The following is a 14,612-nucleotide window of genomic DNA, read 5'->3' as shown; positions in this document are numbered from 1 at the left end:
AACCGGAGGCCTTCACCTGTCAGCCGAACTCACCAACCCGAGTCGGGACAACCTCTCTGGACATCACACCTAGTCGGCGCCCACGGCGAGGGGAGGGGCGACGACGACAACGACCGCCCATTTCGACACCCGCCACCGGGCACAGTGCGTCCGCGAGAAGATCGTAGAAGCGATTATCTCCAATTCTGGACTAATTCCAGATTGCCGACTAAAGTGGTGGCCATGACGACAGCGATGGAAGGTCCGGAGCAGGTGCTCCGCAATGCCGGGTTGAGGGTCACCTCTCCGCGGTTGGCTGTCCTCGTCGTCGTCGGCACCAACCCCCACATCGCGGCGGAGGACGTCGCCACCCACGTCCGCGAGCGGCTCGGCGCCGTGTCCACCCAGACCGTCTACGACGCGTTGCGGGTGTGCACCGACGCCGGGCTGATGCGCCGAATCGAGCCCGCCGGATCTCCGGCGCGGTACGAGCGACGCACGGGCGACAATCACCACCATCTCGTCTGCCGCCGGTGCGGCCGCATCGAGGACGTCGACTGCGCGGTCGGGCACGCCCCGTGCCTCGCGGCCGACGACGATCACGGCTTCCGGATAGATGAAGCCGAGGTCAATTACTGGGGCATATGTCCCGAATGTCGGGCGAGCGAGGCCCTTCTCGTCGCAGACTGAGACGCAGACCACATCCCAGACGTCACAGGCTGGGACCCCCGACCACCTCACCACCACCCAACCCACGAGGAGCCACAGACGTGACCACGCACCCCGCCGATCGCGGCGTACGCAACATCGAGCCCAAGGCACCCACCACCACCGACGGCGGCGTGCCGGTCCCGCACGACGAGTTCAGCGCCCAGGTCGGCCGCCAGGGCCCGCAGCCGCTGCACGACTTCTACCTCATCGAGAAGCTGGCCCACTTCAACCGCGAGAACGTGCCCGAGCGCCTGCCGCACGCCAAGGGCTCCGGCGCGTTCGGTGAGTTCGAGACCACCGAGGACATCTCCGACATCACCTGCGCCGGGCTGTTCCAGAAGGGTGTCAAGACCCCGATGCTCGCCCGCTTCTCCACCGTCGCCGGCGAGAAGGGCAGCCCGGACACCTGGCGCGACCCGCGCGGCTTCGCCCTGAAGTTCTACACCGAAGAGGGCAACTACGACATGGTCGGCAACAACACGCCGATCTTCTTCATCCGCGACGCGATCAAGTTCCCGGACTTCATCCACTCGCAGCGGCGCAAGAACGGCTCCGGCCTGCGCAACCACGCCATGCAGTGGGACTTCTGGACCCTGAGCCCGGAGTCGACCCACCAGGTCACCTGGCTCATGGGCGACCGGGGCATTCCGCGGACCTGGCGTCACATGGACGGTTTCAGTTCGCACACGTACCAGATGATCAACGCCGAGGGCGTGCGTCACTGGGTCAAGTTCCACTTCAAGACCAACCAGGGCATCGAGTTCTTCACGCAGGACGAGGCCGAGCGCAAGGACGGCGAGAACGCCGACTTCCACCGCGAGGACCTCTGGGTGAACATCCGCGAGGGCAACTTCCCCTCCTGGGACCTGCACCTGCAGGTGATGCCCGTGGACGAGGCGGAGAACTACCGGTTCAACCCGTTCGACCTCACCAAGACCTGGTCGCAGAAGGACTACCCGCTGCGCAAGGTCGGCACCATGACGCTCAACCGGAACCCGGAGAGCCACTTCGCGCAGATCGAGCAGGCCGCGTTCGCGCCCACCAACATCGTGCGCGGCATCGGCTTCTCGCCCGACAAGATGCTGCTCGGCCGCGTGTTCGCGTACCCGGACATCCACCGCTACCGCATCGGCGCCAACTACCAGCAGCTGCCGGTCAACTCGCCGCTGTCCCCGGTCAACTCCTACTCCAAGGAGGGCCACATGCAGTATGAGTTCAACCACCCGGCCGTGGCCGAGTACCACCCCAACTCGATCGACGGGCCCACCGCCGACCCGGCCAAGGCCTACGACTTCGGCGCCTGGGACGCCGAGGGCTCCGAGATCTTCCGTGGGGACGTCAAGCCGCACGCAGAGGACACCGACCAGGCGCAGGCCACCACCCTGTACCGCGAGGTCATGGATGACGCCGCCCGCGAGCGCCTGCAGAACAATGTCGCGGGCCACGTGAGCGCGATCGACCCGTCGGAGACGGATCTGCTCGCGCGCGTGTACGCCTACTGGACCGCGGTCGACCCCGACCTCGGCGCCGCCATCAAGACCAAGGTCGAGGCCTCGGAGCGCGGTACCCACCGCCTGCGCGACTGACACACGTCACACCGACGGGAAGGGCCGAGCAGGAATCGGCCCTTCCCGTCGGGCGTTGATACACAAGTAGAGAACCGTGCGGTCCGGATACGCCGGGCCAGAGAGGAGCCACCATGGCCACCGATTCCAAGAATGGTCCGATCACCTCGTTCGTCCCGGCCGAGCACCAGGAGGCCGTGTCGGGCGCCCTGCAGGAATCACTCGTCGACCTGATCGACCTGTCGCTGGTCGCCAAGCAGGCGCACTGGTCGGTCGTCGGCCCGCGGTTCCAGAGCGTGCACCTCGCGCTCGACGAGCTCGTCGCGGACGCGCGCGGCTTCACCGACGAGGTCGCCGAGCGGGCCACGGCCGTGGGCGTCAGCCCGGACGGCCGCGCCAAGACGGTCGCCGCAGACTCGGCGCTCGACGAGGCCTCGTCGGAGTTCGCCTCCGATGACAAGGTCATCCGCGTGATCACCGAGGCGCTCGCGGCCACGATCGTACGTCTGCGCGCCAACATCGCGAAGGTCGGCGGCGACCCGGTGACCGAGGATCTGCTCATAGGCGTCAGCGCTCGACTCGAGCAGCTGCACTGGATGTGGGAGGCCAAGTCGGTCTGACCCGCTCGGCCCGTCCGGCCTCTCCCAGCCAGCTGGAATCCGCTGGCCCGGGGAGACTGCCCTTGACTTGCGCGCCCGGTTTGGACCAAACCGGGCGCGCAGGTCCGTCGAAAACCGGCAGACAGGACGCGTAAGTCAGGCCGGGCGGGCGTCAGCCTCCCAGGGCCCGGTCTGGTACCGGGCCCGGCCTGGTACCGGGCTCAGACCGTCAGGCCGCCTACAGCCCCAGCACCGCGCGGGCGATGAGGAAGTAGACGATCAACCCGGTGGCGTCGACGAAGGTCGAGATGAACGGGTTGGAGAACACCGCCGGATCGGCTCGCACGGTATTGGCGAGCAGCGGCATGACCCCGCCGACCGACGCCGCGATCGTGCACAGCGACAACAGCGTCAGCCCGATCACCAGCCCGAAATCGACCCCATAGACCAGACCCGCGACCGCGAACGCGACCGAGCCGAGAATCAGCCCGAGTGTGAATCCCGTGCGGGCCTCCTGCCAGAGGACACGGGCCGTGTCCCGTGGTCGCACATCGCCGAGCGCGAGGGCTCGCGTCACGGTGGTGGCCGCCTGGTTTCCGGTGTTGCCGCCGGTGCCGATGATGAGCGGCACGAACAGCGAGAGGGCCACGACCTGCTCGAGGGTCGACTCGAAGACCTCCAGGACCTGGACCGTGAGCGTGGCGCCCACGGCCAGCACGAGCAACCACAGCACACGAGAGCGCACGAGCGAGCGCATCGGGGTGGACAGGTACGGCCGGCGCAGCGGCTCGACACCACCCTGGCGGGCCGTGTCCTCGGAGTCGGCGTCCTGGAGAATCCTCAGGGCGTCGTCGAAGGTGAGGATTCCGACGAGGCGATGCTCGTCGTCGACGATCGGCAACACGATGAACCGCTCGCCCGAGCACCGGCGTGCGGCCTTTTCGTCGGACTCACGCGCGCGCGCCGACACGGCCTCGTTCATCAGTTCGCGGATCGGGGTGTCTGGGTCCGCCCTCATCACCGAGCGCAGGCCGACGATCCCCACGAGGTGCCGCTCGTCGTCGGTTACGGGCAGCGCGTAGATCGTTTCGGTCCGGTCAATCCGCTGAAGGACCCGTTCGAGGGTCTGGCCGGCGGTGGTGTCGGGGTGCGTCGACACGTACTCCGGGCTCATGCGGCGCCCGACGGAGCCGACCGGGTAGTCGAGGACGGCCGCGGTCAGCGCCTGCTCCTCCGGGTCGAGCTCGCGCATCAGACGGGTGGCGACCTTGGCGGGCAGCTCGTCGATCAGACCGGCGCGATCGTCCGGGTCGAGCTCGGCGAAGATCTCGCTGACCCGGCTGTCGTGCAGGTCGTGGATGAGCTCGGACTGCAGCGGCGGGTCGAGCGCCTCGAACACGTAGGTCGCGGTGTCCTTGGGCAGGAGCCGGAACATCACCGCCCGGTCCTTGGTGCCGCTTCGCTCGAGGACATCGACCACCAACCACGGCGGCATCTCGTCCAGGACCTCGGCGGCGTTGCGCAGATCCCCGGCGTCGATCAGGGTGTCGACGCGACGTGCGGCCAGTACCGGGTCGTAGGCGATCCGGTCCGCCGCGTCGTCCGGGGACTCAGAGGGATCGTTGACTCCACGGGACGGGGCGCTCACGTCACTCCACTCCTGACAGGTCATCGTATGCGGTCCGGGGATCGAGCCGCGGGTCCGCCCGGTACGCGGCCCGGGCGAGCGTGATGGAGGCGACGGAGGTCACCACCACGGTCGCGCCGAACGCGACCAGCGCCATTATCAGTCCCGACCAGCGGAAACCGCCGGTGAGGTCGTCGACGTACGCGGCCACGATGAACAGCATCATGCCCAATCCGGTGGCGACGGACAGTATGTTGATGCGGGTCAGCGCGTCGCGGGCCCGGTTCATGGACACCGCGGCCACGAGGAAGCATAGCGAGCCCAGCAGTGCGGGCACGCCGATCAGCAGGTCGCTGATCACCGAATCGGCCATCTGACTCACCTCCGACCTCTCGACAGCAGCCGCGCCAGGGCGACGGTGGACAACACGCCGAGGAGCGAGCCGAGCATCACCACATCCAGGGAGACGGCCGACCCCGTACGGATCACGAACATCACGAACAGCGCAACGGCACAGAAGTACGTGAGGTCGGCCATTACGGCGCGGTTGGCATCGCCCGGGCCACGCATCGCACGGTACGCCGCGACCAGCATGCTCGCTGCGACGATCACCGTGGCCGACCCCAGCAGAACGGTGAGCAACGGACTCATGACATCTCACCTCGCAGGACGGACAGGATGCGGTCCTCGGTCTCGGCGAGCATCTCGACCATCTCCTCGCGCGGCCCGCCGAGTACCACGTGCACCCACAGGTCGGTCTCGCCGATCACCGTCACCAGGGTGCCGGGGGTGACGGTGATGGCCCAGGCCAGTGCGGTCACCTCGATGTCGGTGCGGCAGCGCATCGGATACCGGACCAGGACCGGGTTGCCCACGGGTCCGGGGGTCATCGCGGTGACGGCCAACGCCCACGACGACGCCACCACGTTCCACAGCAGCCACCCCAGTACGAGCGGGACCCGCAGGATGCGCCCGATCACGAGACACCCCCCACTGTCGTGGCGGTCAGCGCGTCGGCACCGCCGAGCACCGCCTGCACGTACGCCGCGGTGTCGACCAATCCGTCCACGGCCCGGTCGACCTCCGGGGCCACCTCACCGTAACCGAGGAACATCGCCACCGAGACCGCGACGAGCGCGCCACCCGGCACGAGCAGCCGGCCCGGTATGCGGGGACGGGTGGGCGCGTTGTCGTCGTCATCCCGGTCCGGCGAGGCAGTGCCGGACGCGTCACCGTCGGGCGCGTCACCTTCGGACGCGGCGTCGCTCCACATGATCCCCCGCCACAGGCGGAGCATCGCCACGAGGCCGATGAGGGACCCGAGTAGGACGACGACGACGGTGACGACCCCCCACACCGTGCCGGGGGCGAGGGCGGCGGACAGGACCTCGAGCTTGCCGATCAGACCCGAGGTGGGCGGCAGTCCGACGAGTGCCGCGATCGCGAGCACCATGAGCACGGCGAGCGGTCGCTCGCGGTGCCACAGATCGGTGAGCGTGCCGAGGCGGTCGCTGCGGTAGAGGTGCTCGGCCGCCCCGACGAGCAGGATGAGCGCGCCGATCGTGACCATGTGGTGGATCATGTAGACGATCGCCCCGCCCGGCGCGGACGCCACCACCAGCGCGGCGAGGATGACACCGACCCCGGAGACCATCTGCCAGGCCAGGATCTCGCGGGCGTCGACGGGCGCTGCCGAGGCGATGGCGCCCCACAGGATCGTGATGAGCGCGACCACCAGGATGACGCGGCCCCACGCGGGGTCCAGGTCGAAGGCGGTGGCCCAGATGCGGATGACCGCGTACAGCGCGACCTTGGTGTGCAGCGCCGAGAACAGGGCCATCACGCCGGCCGAGGTGCCGGGGTAGGCGCGGGGCAACCAGCCGTGGACGGGGACCGCGCCCGCCTTGATGCACAGCGCCATCACCACGATGCCCAGCGCCGCGGCGACGCGGCCGTCCTCGCTCGCCGCACCCGCCAGTGCCGCGAGGTTGACCGCCCCGGCCGAGGCGTAGACGAAGCCCACGCCGGCGAGCAGCACGGTTGAGGTGAGGAGGTTGACCACCACGAACAGCCGGCCCACGCCCAGGCGCCGCCAGCCGCCGGTCATCGCGATGAGCGCGTACGAGGGCAGCAGCATGACCTCGACGAACACGAACAGGTTGAACAGGTCTCCGGTGAGCAGGGCCCCGTTGGCGCCGGCCAGAAGGAGCAGCACCAGGGGGGCGAAGTAGCGACTCCGGGCGAACTCGCCGGTGAGGTCGCAGAACAGGACCGCCGCGGCCGCCACGACTCCCGTCGCGACGAGCATGATCGCGGTGAAGGAGTCGGAGACCATCGGGATGGCCACTCCGGGGACGAACGCGCCCACCTGGGCGGCCACCACGGGCTCGGCGTGGTGGTGCACGAGCAGGCCGATGCCCGAGACGGCGGTGACGGCGGGGACGGCCAGCGCGAGCAGACGGCCGACGACCCGCCACGGCATCATCGCGGCGATCGCCGCGGCCATGACCGGGACGGCGGCCAGCAGCGGCAGGAGCAGTGCGATCATGCGGCACCCTCCCGTTCGGTGGTGGTGAAGGCCTCGTCGCCGGTGTCCGGGACGTCGTGGGTGTCGTCATCGCGCCCGACCACGGCGAGCGACAGCATGAACACGGTGACCGCCATGGTGATGACGATGGCGGTGAGCACGAACGCCTGGGGGAGCGGGTCGGCGGAGATGTCGCTGCTGTTGACGTCCGCAAGCGGTTCGCTTCGCCACGCGGACACCCCGGACGAGAGCAACATCAGGTTGACGGCGTGACTGAACAGGCCGAGGCCGAACACGACGCGGACCATGCCGCGCTGAATCATCAGGTAGACCCCACCGCCGGTGAGGACACCGATCATGATCGCCAGGGTCATCGGCTCGCCTCCACGGTCTGGTCGGTGCCGGGGACCGCGTCGACGGCGGTGCCCTCCGCGCCGAGGGTGTTGAACGCGGTCATGACCAGGCCCAGCACACCGAAGAAGACCCCGAGGTCGAAGATCAGTGCGCTGCTGATGTGCTGGCCGAGGATGTACCAGTGCGCGGGCTCGAGGAACTCGCCCAATGCGTAGCCGCCGACCCCGGTGAGGCCTGCGAGGATGAGCCCGCCGCCGATGAACATGACCGGGGTGGACGGCTTGCTCACCGGGGAGTCCGACTCGCGGGACAGGTAGTAGAGGGCGAACGCGCAGGAGGCGACGAGCGCGGCGATGAACCCTCCGCCGGGCTCGTTGTGCCCTCGCCAGAGCAGCAGCACCGATACGACGGCGAGGGTGGGTGCCACGCCGCGGGACAGCAGGCGCAGCGGCATGGTGTTGCGGTCGGCGTCCTCGAGCGCCGTCTCGGCCTCGCCGGTGGCCTGCTCGGTGCCGGGGAGGAAGTCGTCGTCCTGATTGTCGACGGTGTTGTTGCTGGCACGGCTGCGGACCGAGCCGAGGACGGCGAGGATCGCGATCCCGGCCACCCCGAGGACGGAGACCTCGCCGAAGGTGTCGAGCGCACGGAACTCCACGAGGATCGTGTTGACCACGTTGGCGCCGCCGGTGATGTCCGGCCCGTTCTCGAGCAGGTACATGCCGATCGGCGAGCGCTCGCGGCGCCCGCTGAAGACGAGCGCGGCGGCGGTGGCGACCAGGCCCGAGGCCACGCCAAGCACGATCGCCGCGGTGCGGCGGGTGCGGGTCGGGGCGATGAAGTCCTTCGGCAGCCGGCGCAGGACCAGCATGAACATGATGATGGTCAGCGCCTCGACCAGCAACTGGGTCATGCCCACGTCGGGGGCGCCGAGACCAAAGATCTGGATGGTCACCGCGATGCCGACGGCCGAGAGCAACACCACCGCCGCCAGCCGCGAGCGCGCCGTGCACAGCCCGATGACGGAGAGCACCACGACGATCAGCAGCACCACGTCGATCGTCCGGTCGAGGTCGCCGACCCGGGCGGGCAGGGTGGCCCCGGTCGCGAACGCCCACGCGCCGAGCCCCACGCCGTAGACGCAGACCGTCGCGATGAGTGCGCCGGCGTGCCGTGCGGGGGAGTCGGAGGCGGTGGGCCGCAACAAGGCGCGGCCCGCGCTGACGGTGCCGCGCATCATCGACTCGAGTACCGCCGCGCCGGTGAACGGCAGCAGGTCGCGGTCCAGCGCCCGATCGAGGACGCGGCGTTGCCAGACGAGCAGTGCGCCGACGACCAGGATGAGCGCGGTGAGCCCGAGTTCGAGCGTGAACCCGTGCCACATGGACAGGTGCGGCTCGAATTCGAGGTCCGTCGGGTCGAAGTCGGCGGGTAGGGCGCGGCGGGCGATCTTGTCGTGATAGAGCGGCAACCACCCGAACGGGCCCGCGGCTGCGCGGGCGATGGCGCCCATGGGGGCATCGAGGATTGCCACGACCAGCGCGAGTGGCAGACCGATGACCGCGGGCAGAGCGGCCGGAAGCAACAGTCGTACCGGCGCCTCGTGCACGTCGGCAACCGGCGTCACGCCGTCGGCCTCGAGCCCCCGGTCCTGACGGTAGAGACCCAGGAACCCGCCCATGACGATGCGGGCGCAGTAGAGGAACGTGAGGATCGCGCCGACCACCGCCGCGGCCAGCAGCACTGTCACGGCGACGGAGTTCCCGCCAGCGGCCTCGCCGAACGCGGTGAGCATCGACTCCTTGGACACGAAACCCAGCGTGGGCGGGATGCCGGCCATGGCTGCCGCCCCCAGGACGGTGGCCCCGAAGGTCCACGGCATGCGCCGCCACAGGGGGCCGAGGTCCCGGATGTCGCGCGACCCGGCCTCGTGGTCCACCACGCCGACCAGCATGAACAGTCCCGACTTGAACAGGGCGTGCGCGAGCGTGTGCAGTGCGGCGGCCGCGAGTGCGGCCTGCGTACCGATGCCGATGGTGGCGATGATCCAGCCCAGCTGGCTCACCGTCGAGTACGCCATGAGTTGCTTGAGATCGGTCTTCTGCAGAGCGAACACCGCCGCCATGACGGCCGTGCCCATGCCGACGGTCACGAGCAGCGCGTTCCACACCGCCACGTCGTGGAAGATCGGCGAGAAGCGGATGAGCAGGAAGATGCCGGCCTTCACTACGGCCGCGGCGTGCAGGTACGCGCTGACCGGCGTGATGGCGGCCATCGCGTCCGGCAGCCAGAAGTGGAACGGGAACTGGGCGGACTTGGTGAAAGCGGCCAGCGCCACCAGCACCGCGATCGCTGCTGTGAACTTCGGATCGGTGGACCACACGTTGTGGACCAGGGCCCCCGAGATCGAGGTGGCGCCGGTTCGCAGCCAGATAGCGACGACCGCCGCCAGCAGGGCCAGACCGCCGAGGAACGTCACGACCAGCGTCCGGAACGCCGAGGAGTACGCCCTGCGGCCCGAGTTCGCGATGAGCGCGAACGACGCCAGCGACGTGAGTTCCCAACAGACGAAGAGTAGGACCAGCGAGTCCGTGAGGACCAACCCCAGCATTGAGACCGTGAACAGCGTCATGAGCTGGTAGAAGCCGTAGTGCTGCGGTCCGCCGCGCCGACCACCGGAACCGCCGCCGGCGTGGCTGAGCACAGCACGCCCGGGCAGGTACGAGGTGGAATAGACGAGCACGATCGCGCCGATCACCAGCGCGAGCATCGCGAAGAACAACCCGGTGGGATCGGCGAACAGATCCAGGGTCCAGTTCCGCGCCGGCACCCACGGTATGCGCACGACCCGGTCTGGCATGCCCGAGAGGGCCCGCGAGATCGGCGGCAGCAGCGCCACCGCCCCGGCGAGATACAGCGCGGCCAGTGGCCACCCGGCACCCCGCCCGAGCCAACGGGTCAGTGGCCACGCCAGCAGTGCGGCGAGTCCGGCCGCGGCGATTGCGAGAACGGGGCTCATGGCTCCTTCCTGCGGCGGCAGCGCGCGGGGGTCAGACGCTGCGAGGGGCAGCCGAGGTCGGTCACACCGGTCACACCCGGCGGCGTTCCGGCTGTGATCCGTCTTGCAGGAGTTTAACAACCGACTGTGACACCGATCCGATGACGTGCCGGGTGACCTGCGGGAACGTCGCTGTCCAGCGGATACGCTGCCGACATGAGCCCCTCGAAGTCACCTTCGGCGAAGCCATTCGCGATCCCGGCCGCGAACGCGAACGCGGGTGCGGGCACCGGACCTGCACCCGATCCGGACACCGCACCCGATCCGGACACCGACGTCCTACCCACGGTGGACGCGGACGCGGAGGAAGCCGGGCAGGAGCATGAGCCTGACGACGCGACCGTCGGCCCGGGCGTGATCCGACGCCTCGTCGGCCTGATCCTCATCGTCATCCCGCTCGCTCTGGCCGCGCTCTGGGCCGTGGTGGGCCCGGCCCCACAGCAGCCCGACGCCGCCGCCGGCACGGGCGGCCCCGTCCAGTCGGCACTGTCGGAAGCCTCGGCCAACTCCTCGTTCACGGTCGCCGGTACCGGCCAGCTGCGCGACGGCACCGCCGAACTGTCTGGCGGCGCGGACCAGCTGCGCGACGGCTCGGCCGAGCTCGCGGCCGGGATGGAGCAACTCCAGAACGGGATGGGGCAGGCGGGCACAGGCGCCGACGAACTCGCCGGCGGGGTGGGCCGGCTCGTCGGCGCCGTCCGCGGTGTCGCCGTGATCCAGGGCCAGGTCCTGACCGCGATCGACGACGCCGTCTCCCGACTCCAGGGTGACGCCCCCGAGAACGTTCGGGCCCGCGAGGCCCTGCTGGGCCTCAAAAGTCAGCTCCAGTCCCAGGGCATGAACCAGGGCATGCTGAACGACCTCGACCGTCTCTCCGGTGGCGCCGACGAACTCGCCCGCCAGCTCTCCGCCCCCGGAGCCCCGCTGCGCGACGGCATCTACGAGGCCACCCGCGGCTCCCGCGAACTGGCCACAGGAGCGGCCACCCTCGCCGACGGCGCCGGCACCCTCCGCGACGGCGCCGCCAGTGTGTCCGACTCGGCCGGCCGCACGCAGGACGCGATCGGCAAGACCGGCCGTGCCCTGGCAGCCGAACAGGGCGACGCCGGGCTCGAGGCCGCCGCGGCCGCACAGGACTCGCAGCGGCGCACGTCGGCCGGGATCCTCGGGGTGGCCGCGGCCGCCGTCCTGGGGGCGCTGCTCGTCCAGCTCGTCCGCCGGCCGGGCTCCTCGCTCGCCGAGCAGATCCTGGCCCTGATCGTGCTCACCGCGGGCCTGTCCGCGTGGGGGCTGGCCACGGCGGATGTCCCGTCCGTCGTCTCGGCGATCGCGGTCGTGGCGGTGGTGGGCCTCGTCGTCGTCGCATCCTCCCTGCTCTGGCGCGCGCTCGGCGCGGTGCTGGGGGAGTGGCCGGGCCGGATCGTCGCGGTGGTCCTCGCGGGGCTCTCCGCCGGCGTGGCGTGGTGGGTGTGGGTCGCGGGCGGCGCGCCGTCGGCGGTGGTCACGGCCACCTCGGCGACGACGACGGGGCAGGCCACCGCAGCCCTGGACGCCCTCCTGTTGGCCGGATCGAGCTCGGTCGTGTGGACTGCGGCTGTCGTCCTGGTCGCCGTGGCCGTGTGCTCCGGATTGGCCATCCGCGTGGCCGCCGCCCGTAAATAAGCCGGAACCCGCTACCGCCGCTCGGATCTGCCCTTCACCCGGGTCCGCCACCCGCCGCACGATCCGCTACCCGGCCGCACGATCCGCTACCCCGCCGCGCGGGCCCTACCCCGTCGCACGATCCGCCCGACCCCGGCCGAGCTGTTCGGTTGCAAGACACTCCCCTCCGGTTGCACGACAAACTGTGCGAAATTCGTGCCGGATCTCGCACCAGATGTCTTGCAGCTACGGGGTGATGTCGTGCAACCGCGGCGGGAGGGGGCAGGCGTCGGGCAGGTGTCGGTCAGGCGTCGGTGGGATCCGCGATGCTGTCGACGCCGCCGCCGTTGAGCATCGGCACCTCGAACACGAACTCGGGAACCGCGAAGGCGTCGACAAGCGTCCGCGCCCGGCCGGCGAGCTTCGTACACAGCCGGTTGTAGGCCGCGGTGGCCGCCTTGGTGCGCTCGGTGGTCAGGCGGTTGTGCTCGAGGAACCAGCCCTTGTCGCGGTCCACGATGTCGAGCACGTACAAGTCGCACAGCATGCCCAGGACCTCCTTGGCCTCCGGGTCCTCGCAGGCGTCGACGGCCTCGGCGAACCGGGAGAACACCCAGCTGTCCATGTGCGCGCGGCCGGCCTGCAGCAGGTGGTCCTGGGCCGAGTTGAACACCTTGAACGCCGCCGAGCCGTCCTGCCCCTGGGCCTTACGCAGACGCCGGGCCACGGTCTCCAGCAGGTGCTCCTCGCGGTCCACGAGCAGCTCGAGCTGATTGCCGCGGTCCAGGATGTCGGTGTGCTCGCGATCCGTCACCGCGTCGACGAGCTTCTGCCACAGCGTCGACGTGCGGGCCTTCTCCTGCACCACGTCGGCGACCGTGTTGAACGCGAACGCCACGGTCTCGCGCTGGTCCATGTCGCCGAACTCCGCCGCGTAGGCGCTCATCAACTCCTTGCCGACGAGCTGGGTGAGCACCACGTTGTCGCCCTCGAACGTCGAGAACACGTCGCAGTCCTTGCGCATCTCCGTGAGCAGGTTCTCGGCCATGTAGCCGGCGCCGCCGCAGGCCAGGCGCGCCTCGGTGATGGTGTCGTTGGCGAACGAGGTGACCGTGGCCTTGATCCCGGCCGCGTGGGTCTCCATCTCGCGACGACGAACCTCGTCGAAGGCGTCCGGGTTCTCCTCGAACTCGGCCAGCTCGGCCACGATCGCGTTCTGCGCGCAGGCGTAGGCGTACGCGCGGGCGACGAGCGGCATCAGGCGACGCTGGTGCTCGCGGTACTCCAGCAGCGGGATGCCCTTGCCCGTCTCCGGGTGGTCGAACTGGCGGCGGATCAGCGAGTAGCGCACCGCCAGCGCCAGCGCCGTGCGGGCCGAGGCGCCCGACGCCGCGCCCACCGACACCCGGCCGCGGATCAGCGTGCCGAGCATCGTGAAGAACCGGGCCCCCACCGAGTCGATCGGCGAGGAATAGCGGCCCTGCTCGTCGACGGAGCCGAACCGGTTGAGCAGCGCCTCCCGCGGGACCCGGACCTCGTCGAACCTGATCCGCCCGTTGTCCACGCCGAGCAGGCCGCCCTTGTGGCCGTGGTCGGTGATCGTCACGCCAGGCATGACGTCACCGGCCTCGTCCCGGATCGGCACGAGCAGGCAGTGGACGCCGTGGCGCAGTTCCTCGCCGTTCTCGACGGTGACGAGCTGAGCGAACACGGCGGCCAGCCGGCCGTCGCGCGCGGCGTTGCCGATGTACGCCTTCTCCGCACTAGGCGTGGGGGTGTTGACCACGAACTCGCCGGTCTCGGCATCGAATGTCGCCGTGGTCTCCAGGTTCTGCACATCGGAGCCCTGGCCGATCTCCGTCATCGCGAAGCAGCCCAGCAGGTCCAGCGACATCACGCTCGGCAGGTACTTCTTGCGGGTCTCCGCGTCGCCGAGGTTGGCGATCGCCCCGCCGAACAGCCCCCACTGCACACCGGCCTTGACCATCACCGACAGGTCCAGGTGGCCCAGCAGTTCGAACGAGGTGAGGGCGGCGCCCGTGTCACCGGTGCCGCCGTCCTCCTCGCGGAATCCGAGCCGTGGCATCCCCGATTCGGCGAGACGCTGCAACTGCGTCAACGTGTGGGCCCGCTGTTCCTCCATGGTCAGCCCGAGCGGGTTGACCATGTCCCGGGTCATGGCCGCGCGGGTCTCCGCACGCGTATCCGACCACGCGCCGTCCAGAACCTTCTGCAGCGCAGCCGACAGCTCGGCGTTGCCCCGGCCGCTCGTGGTGATGCGGCCGAAGTTCGGGTGGACCGAGGAGGCGGCGTCGGCAGCGCCGGACGCGGCGGCGTCAGCGGCAGAGGCGCCGACTTCGGTGGCGGCGGCGGAATCGGCGTGGGGGGCGTCGTTCTGGGAGGTCATGCCACGACCTTACGGACCGGCGAGACCGGGGTGCACCGAAAATCCGAGGAGAGGTGACGGAGATCGCCGCCACAGAGCAGGAGTTCCGGATCGCAGTCATCCTGCAGGTCAGCGAATGCGCGCAAATGGCGGAAGTCCCGGGCCACA

The 14,612-nt window shown here is 69.9% G+C and carries 12 protein-coding genes; 4 read left to right on the top strand and 8 right to left on the bottom strand.

Translation table 11 applies throughout. The features are described from left to right. The first annotated feature begins 222 nt into the window (after positions 1–222). The 3 genes from ACWGLC_RS13735 to ACWGLC_RS13725 all read left to right on the top strand — a co-directional run bounded on the left by ACWGLC_RS13735 (position 223) and on the right by ACWGLC_RS13725 (position 2,875). Positions 223–669: a Fur family transcriptional regulator gene (locus ACWGLC_RS13735; protein ID WP_452100405.1), complete on the top strand. Its 447-nt coding sequence runs from the start codon at positions 223–225 to the stop codon at positions 667–669. An 80-nt stretch (positions 670–749) separates the two neighbouring features. Next, on the top strand, positions 750–2,276 hold the full coding sequence (locus ACWGLC_RS13730; RefSeq protein WP_452100404.1) for a catalase: 1,527 nt from the start codon (positions 750–752) through the stop codon (positions 2,274–2,276). 113 nt (positions 2,277–2,389) lie between these two features. Further along, the gene (locus ACWGLC_RS13725; RefSeq protein WP_452100403.1) at positions 2,390–2,875 is read left to right on the top strand and encodes a Dps family protein; all 486 of its coding nucleotides are present in this window, start codon (positions 2,390–2,392) and stop codon (positions 2,873–2,875) included. Positions 2,876–3,092: 217 nt separating this feature from the next. On the opposite strand, the gene mgtE is transcribed toward ACWGLC_RS13725, so the two are convergent. From mgtE to ACWGLC_RS13690, 7 genes are read right to left on the bottom strand one after another with little or no spacing between them, the layout of a single operon-like run. After that, entirely contained in the window at positions 3,093–4,502 is a 1,410-nt protein-coding gene (mgtE, locus tag ACWGLC_RS13720; RefSeq protein ID WP_452100401.1) for a magnesium transporter, read from the bottom strand. 1 nt (position 4,503) lies between these two features. Next, positions 4,504–4,854 (bottom strand): cation:proton antiporter, encoded by a 351-nt coding sequence (locus ACWGLC_RS13715; protein ID WP_295651134.1) that lies wholly within the window; start codon positions 4,852–4,854, stop codon positions 4,504–4,506. Between the two features lie 5 nt (positions 4,855–4,859). Continuing rightward, positions 4,860–5,132: a monovalent cation/H+ antiporter complex subunit F gene (locus ACWGLC_RS13710; protein WP_452100400.1), complete on the bottom strand. Its 273-nt coding sequence runs from the start codon at positions 5,130–5,132 to the stop codon at positions 4,860–4,862. Beyond that, positions 5,129–5,461 carry a Na+/H+ antiporter subunit E gene (locus ACWGLC_RS13705; RefSeq protein WP_452100399.1) on the bottom strand — a complete coding sequence of 111 codons (333 nt, stop codon included), beginning with the start codon at positions 5,459–5,461 and terminating at the stop codon, positions 5,129–5,131. Before ACWGLC_RS13705 ends, ACWGLC_RS13710 begins: the two co-directional genes overlap by 4 nt. After that, a complete protein-coding gene (locus ACWGLC_RS13700) occupies positions 5,458–7,029 on the bottom strand; it encodes a proton-conducting transporter transmembrane domain-containing protein (RefSeq protein ID WP_452100398.1) in 1,572 nt (523 codons plus the stop codon). Before ACWGLC_RS13700 ends, ACWGLC_RS13705 begins: the two co-directional genes overlap by 4 nt. Further along, positions 7,026–7,382 (bottom strand): sodium:proton antiporter, encoded by a 357-nt coding sequence (locus ACWGLC_RS13695; protein WP_452100397.1) that lies wholly within the window; start codon positions 7,380–7,382, stop codon positions 7,026–7,028. Before ACWGLC_RS13695 ends, ACWGLC_RS13700 begins: the two co-directional genes overlap by 4 nt. Next, complete coding sequence (locus ACWGLC_RS13690; protein WP_452100396.1) at positions 7,379–10,378, bottom strand: DUF4040 family protein; 3,000 nt, start codon at positions 10,376–10,378, stop codon at positions 7,379–7,381. Before ACWGLC_RS13690 ends, ACWGLC_RS13695 begins: the two co-directional genes overlap by 4 nt. Before the next feature lie 195 nt (positions 10,379–10,573). Between ACWGLC_RS13690 and ACWGLC_RS13685 the strand changes: the two genes are divergently transcribed. After that, positions 10,574–12,079: a hypothetical protein gene (locus tag ACWGLC_RS13685; RefSeq protein WP_452100395.1), complete on the top strand. Its 1,506-nt coding sequence runs from the start codon at positions 10,574–10,576 to the stop codon at positions 12,077–12,079. 283 nt (positions 12,080–12,362) lie between these two features. On the opposite strand, the gene ACWGLC_RS13680 is transcribed toward ACWGLC_RS13685, so the two are convergent. Next, complete coding sequence (locus ACWGLC_RS13680) at positions 12,363–14,465, bottom strand: acyl-CoA dehydrogenase family protein (RefSeq protein ID WP_452100394.1); 2,103 nt, start codon at positions 14,463–14,465, stop codon at positions 12,363–12,365. Positions 14,466–14,612: the final 147 nt, after the last annotated feature.

It is taken from the genome of Dietzia sp. NPDC055877, assembly GCF_053615975.1.
This window is presented reverse-complemented; position numbering and strand designations above follow the sequence as displayed.

Excerpts from the sequence above, each read along its gene's own strand:
- ACWGLC_RS13735 (WP_452100405.1), top strand. The coding sequence starts at position 223 with ATGACGACAGCGATGGAAGGTCCGGAGCAGGTGCTCCGCAATGCCGGG.
- ACWGLC_RS13695 (WP_452100397.1), bottom strand. The coding sequence starts at position 7,382 with ATGACCCTGGCGATCATGATCGGTGTCCTCACCGGCGGTGGGGTCTAC.
- ACWGLC_RS13690 (WP_452100396.1), bottom strand. The coding sequence starts at position 10,378 with ATGAGCCCCGTTCTCGCAATCGCCGCGGCCGGACTCGCCGCACTGCTG.
- ACWGLC_RS13700 (WP_452100398.1), bottom strand. The coding sequence starts at position 7,029 with ATGATCGCACTGCTCCTGCCGCTGCTGGCCGCCGTCCCGGTCATGGCC.
- ACWGLC_RS13710 (WP_452100400.1), bottom strand. The coding sequence starts at position 5,132 with ATGAGTCCGTTGCTCACCGTTCTGCTGGGGTCGGCCACGGTGATCGTC.
- ACWGLC_RS13680 (WP_452100394.1), bottom strand. The coding sequence starts at position 14,465 with ATGACCTCCCAGAACGACGCCCCCCACGCCGATTCCGCCGCCGCCACC.
- ACWGLC_RS13715 (WP_295651134.1), bottom strand. The coding sequence starts at position 4,854 with ATGGCCGATTCGGTGATCAGCGACCTGCTGATCGGCGTGCCCGCACTG.
- ACWGLC_RS13725 (WP_452100403.1), top strand. The coding sequence starts at position 2,390 with ATGGCCACCGATTCCAAGAATGGTCCGATCACCTCGTTCGTCCCGGCC.
- ACWGLC_RS13685 (WP_452100395.1), top strand. The coding sequence starts at position 10,574 with ATGAGCCCCTCGAAGTCACCTTCGGCGAAGCCATTCGCGATCCCGGCC.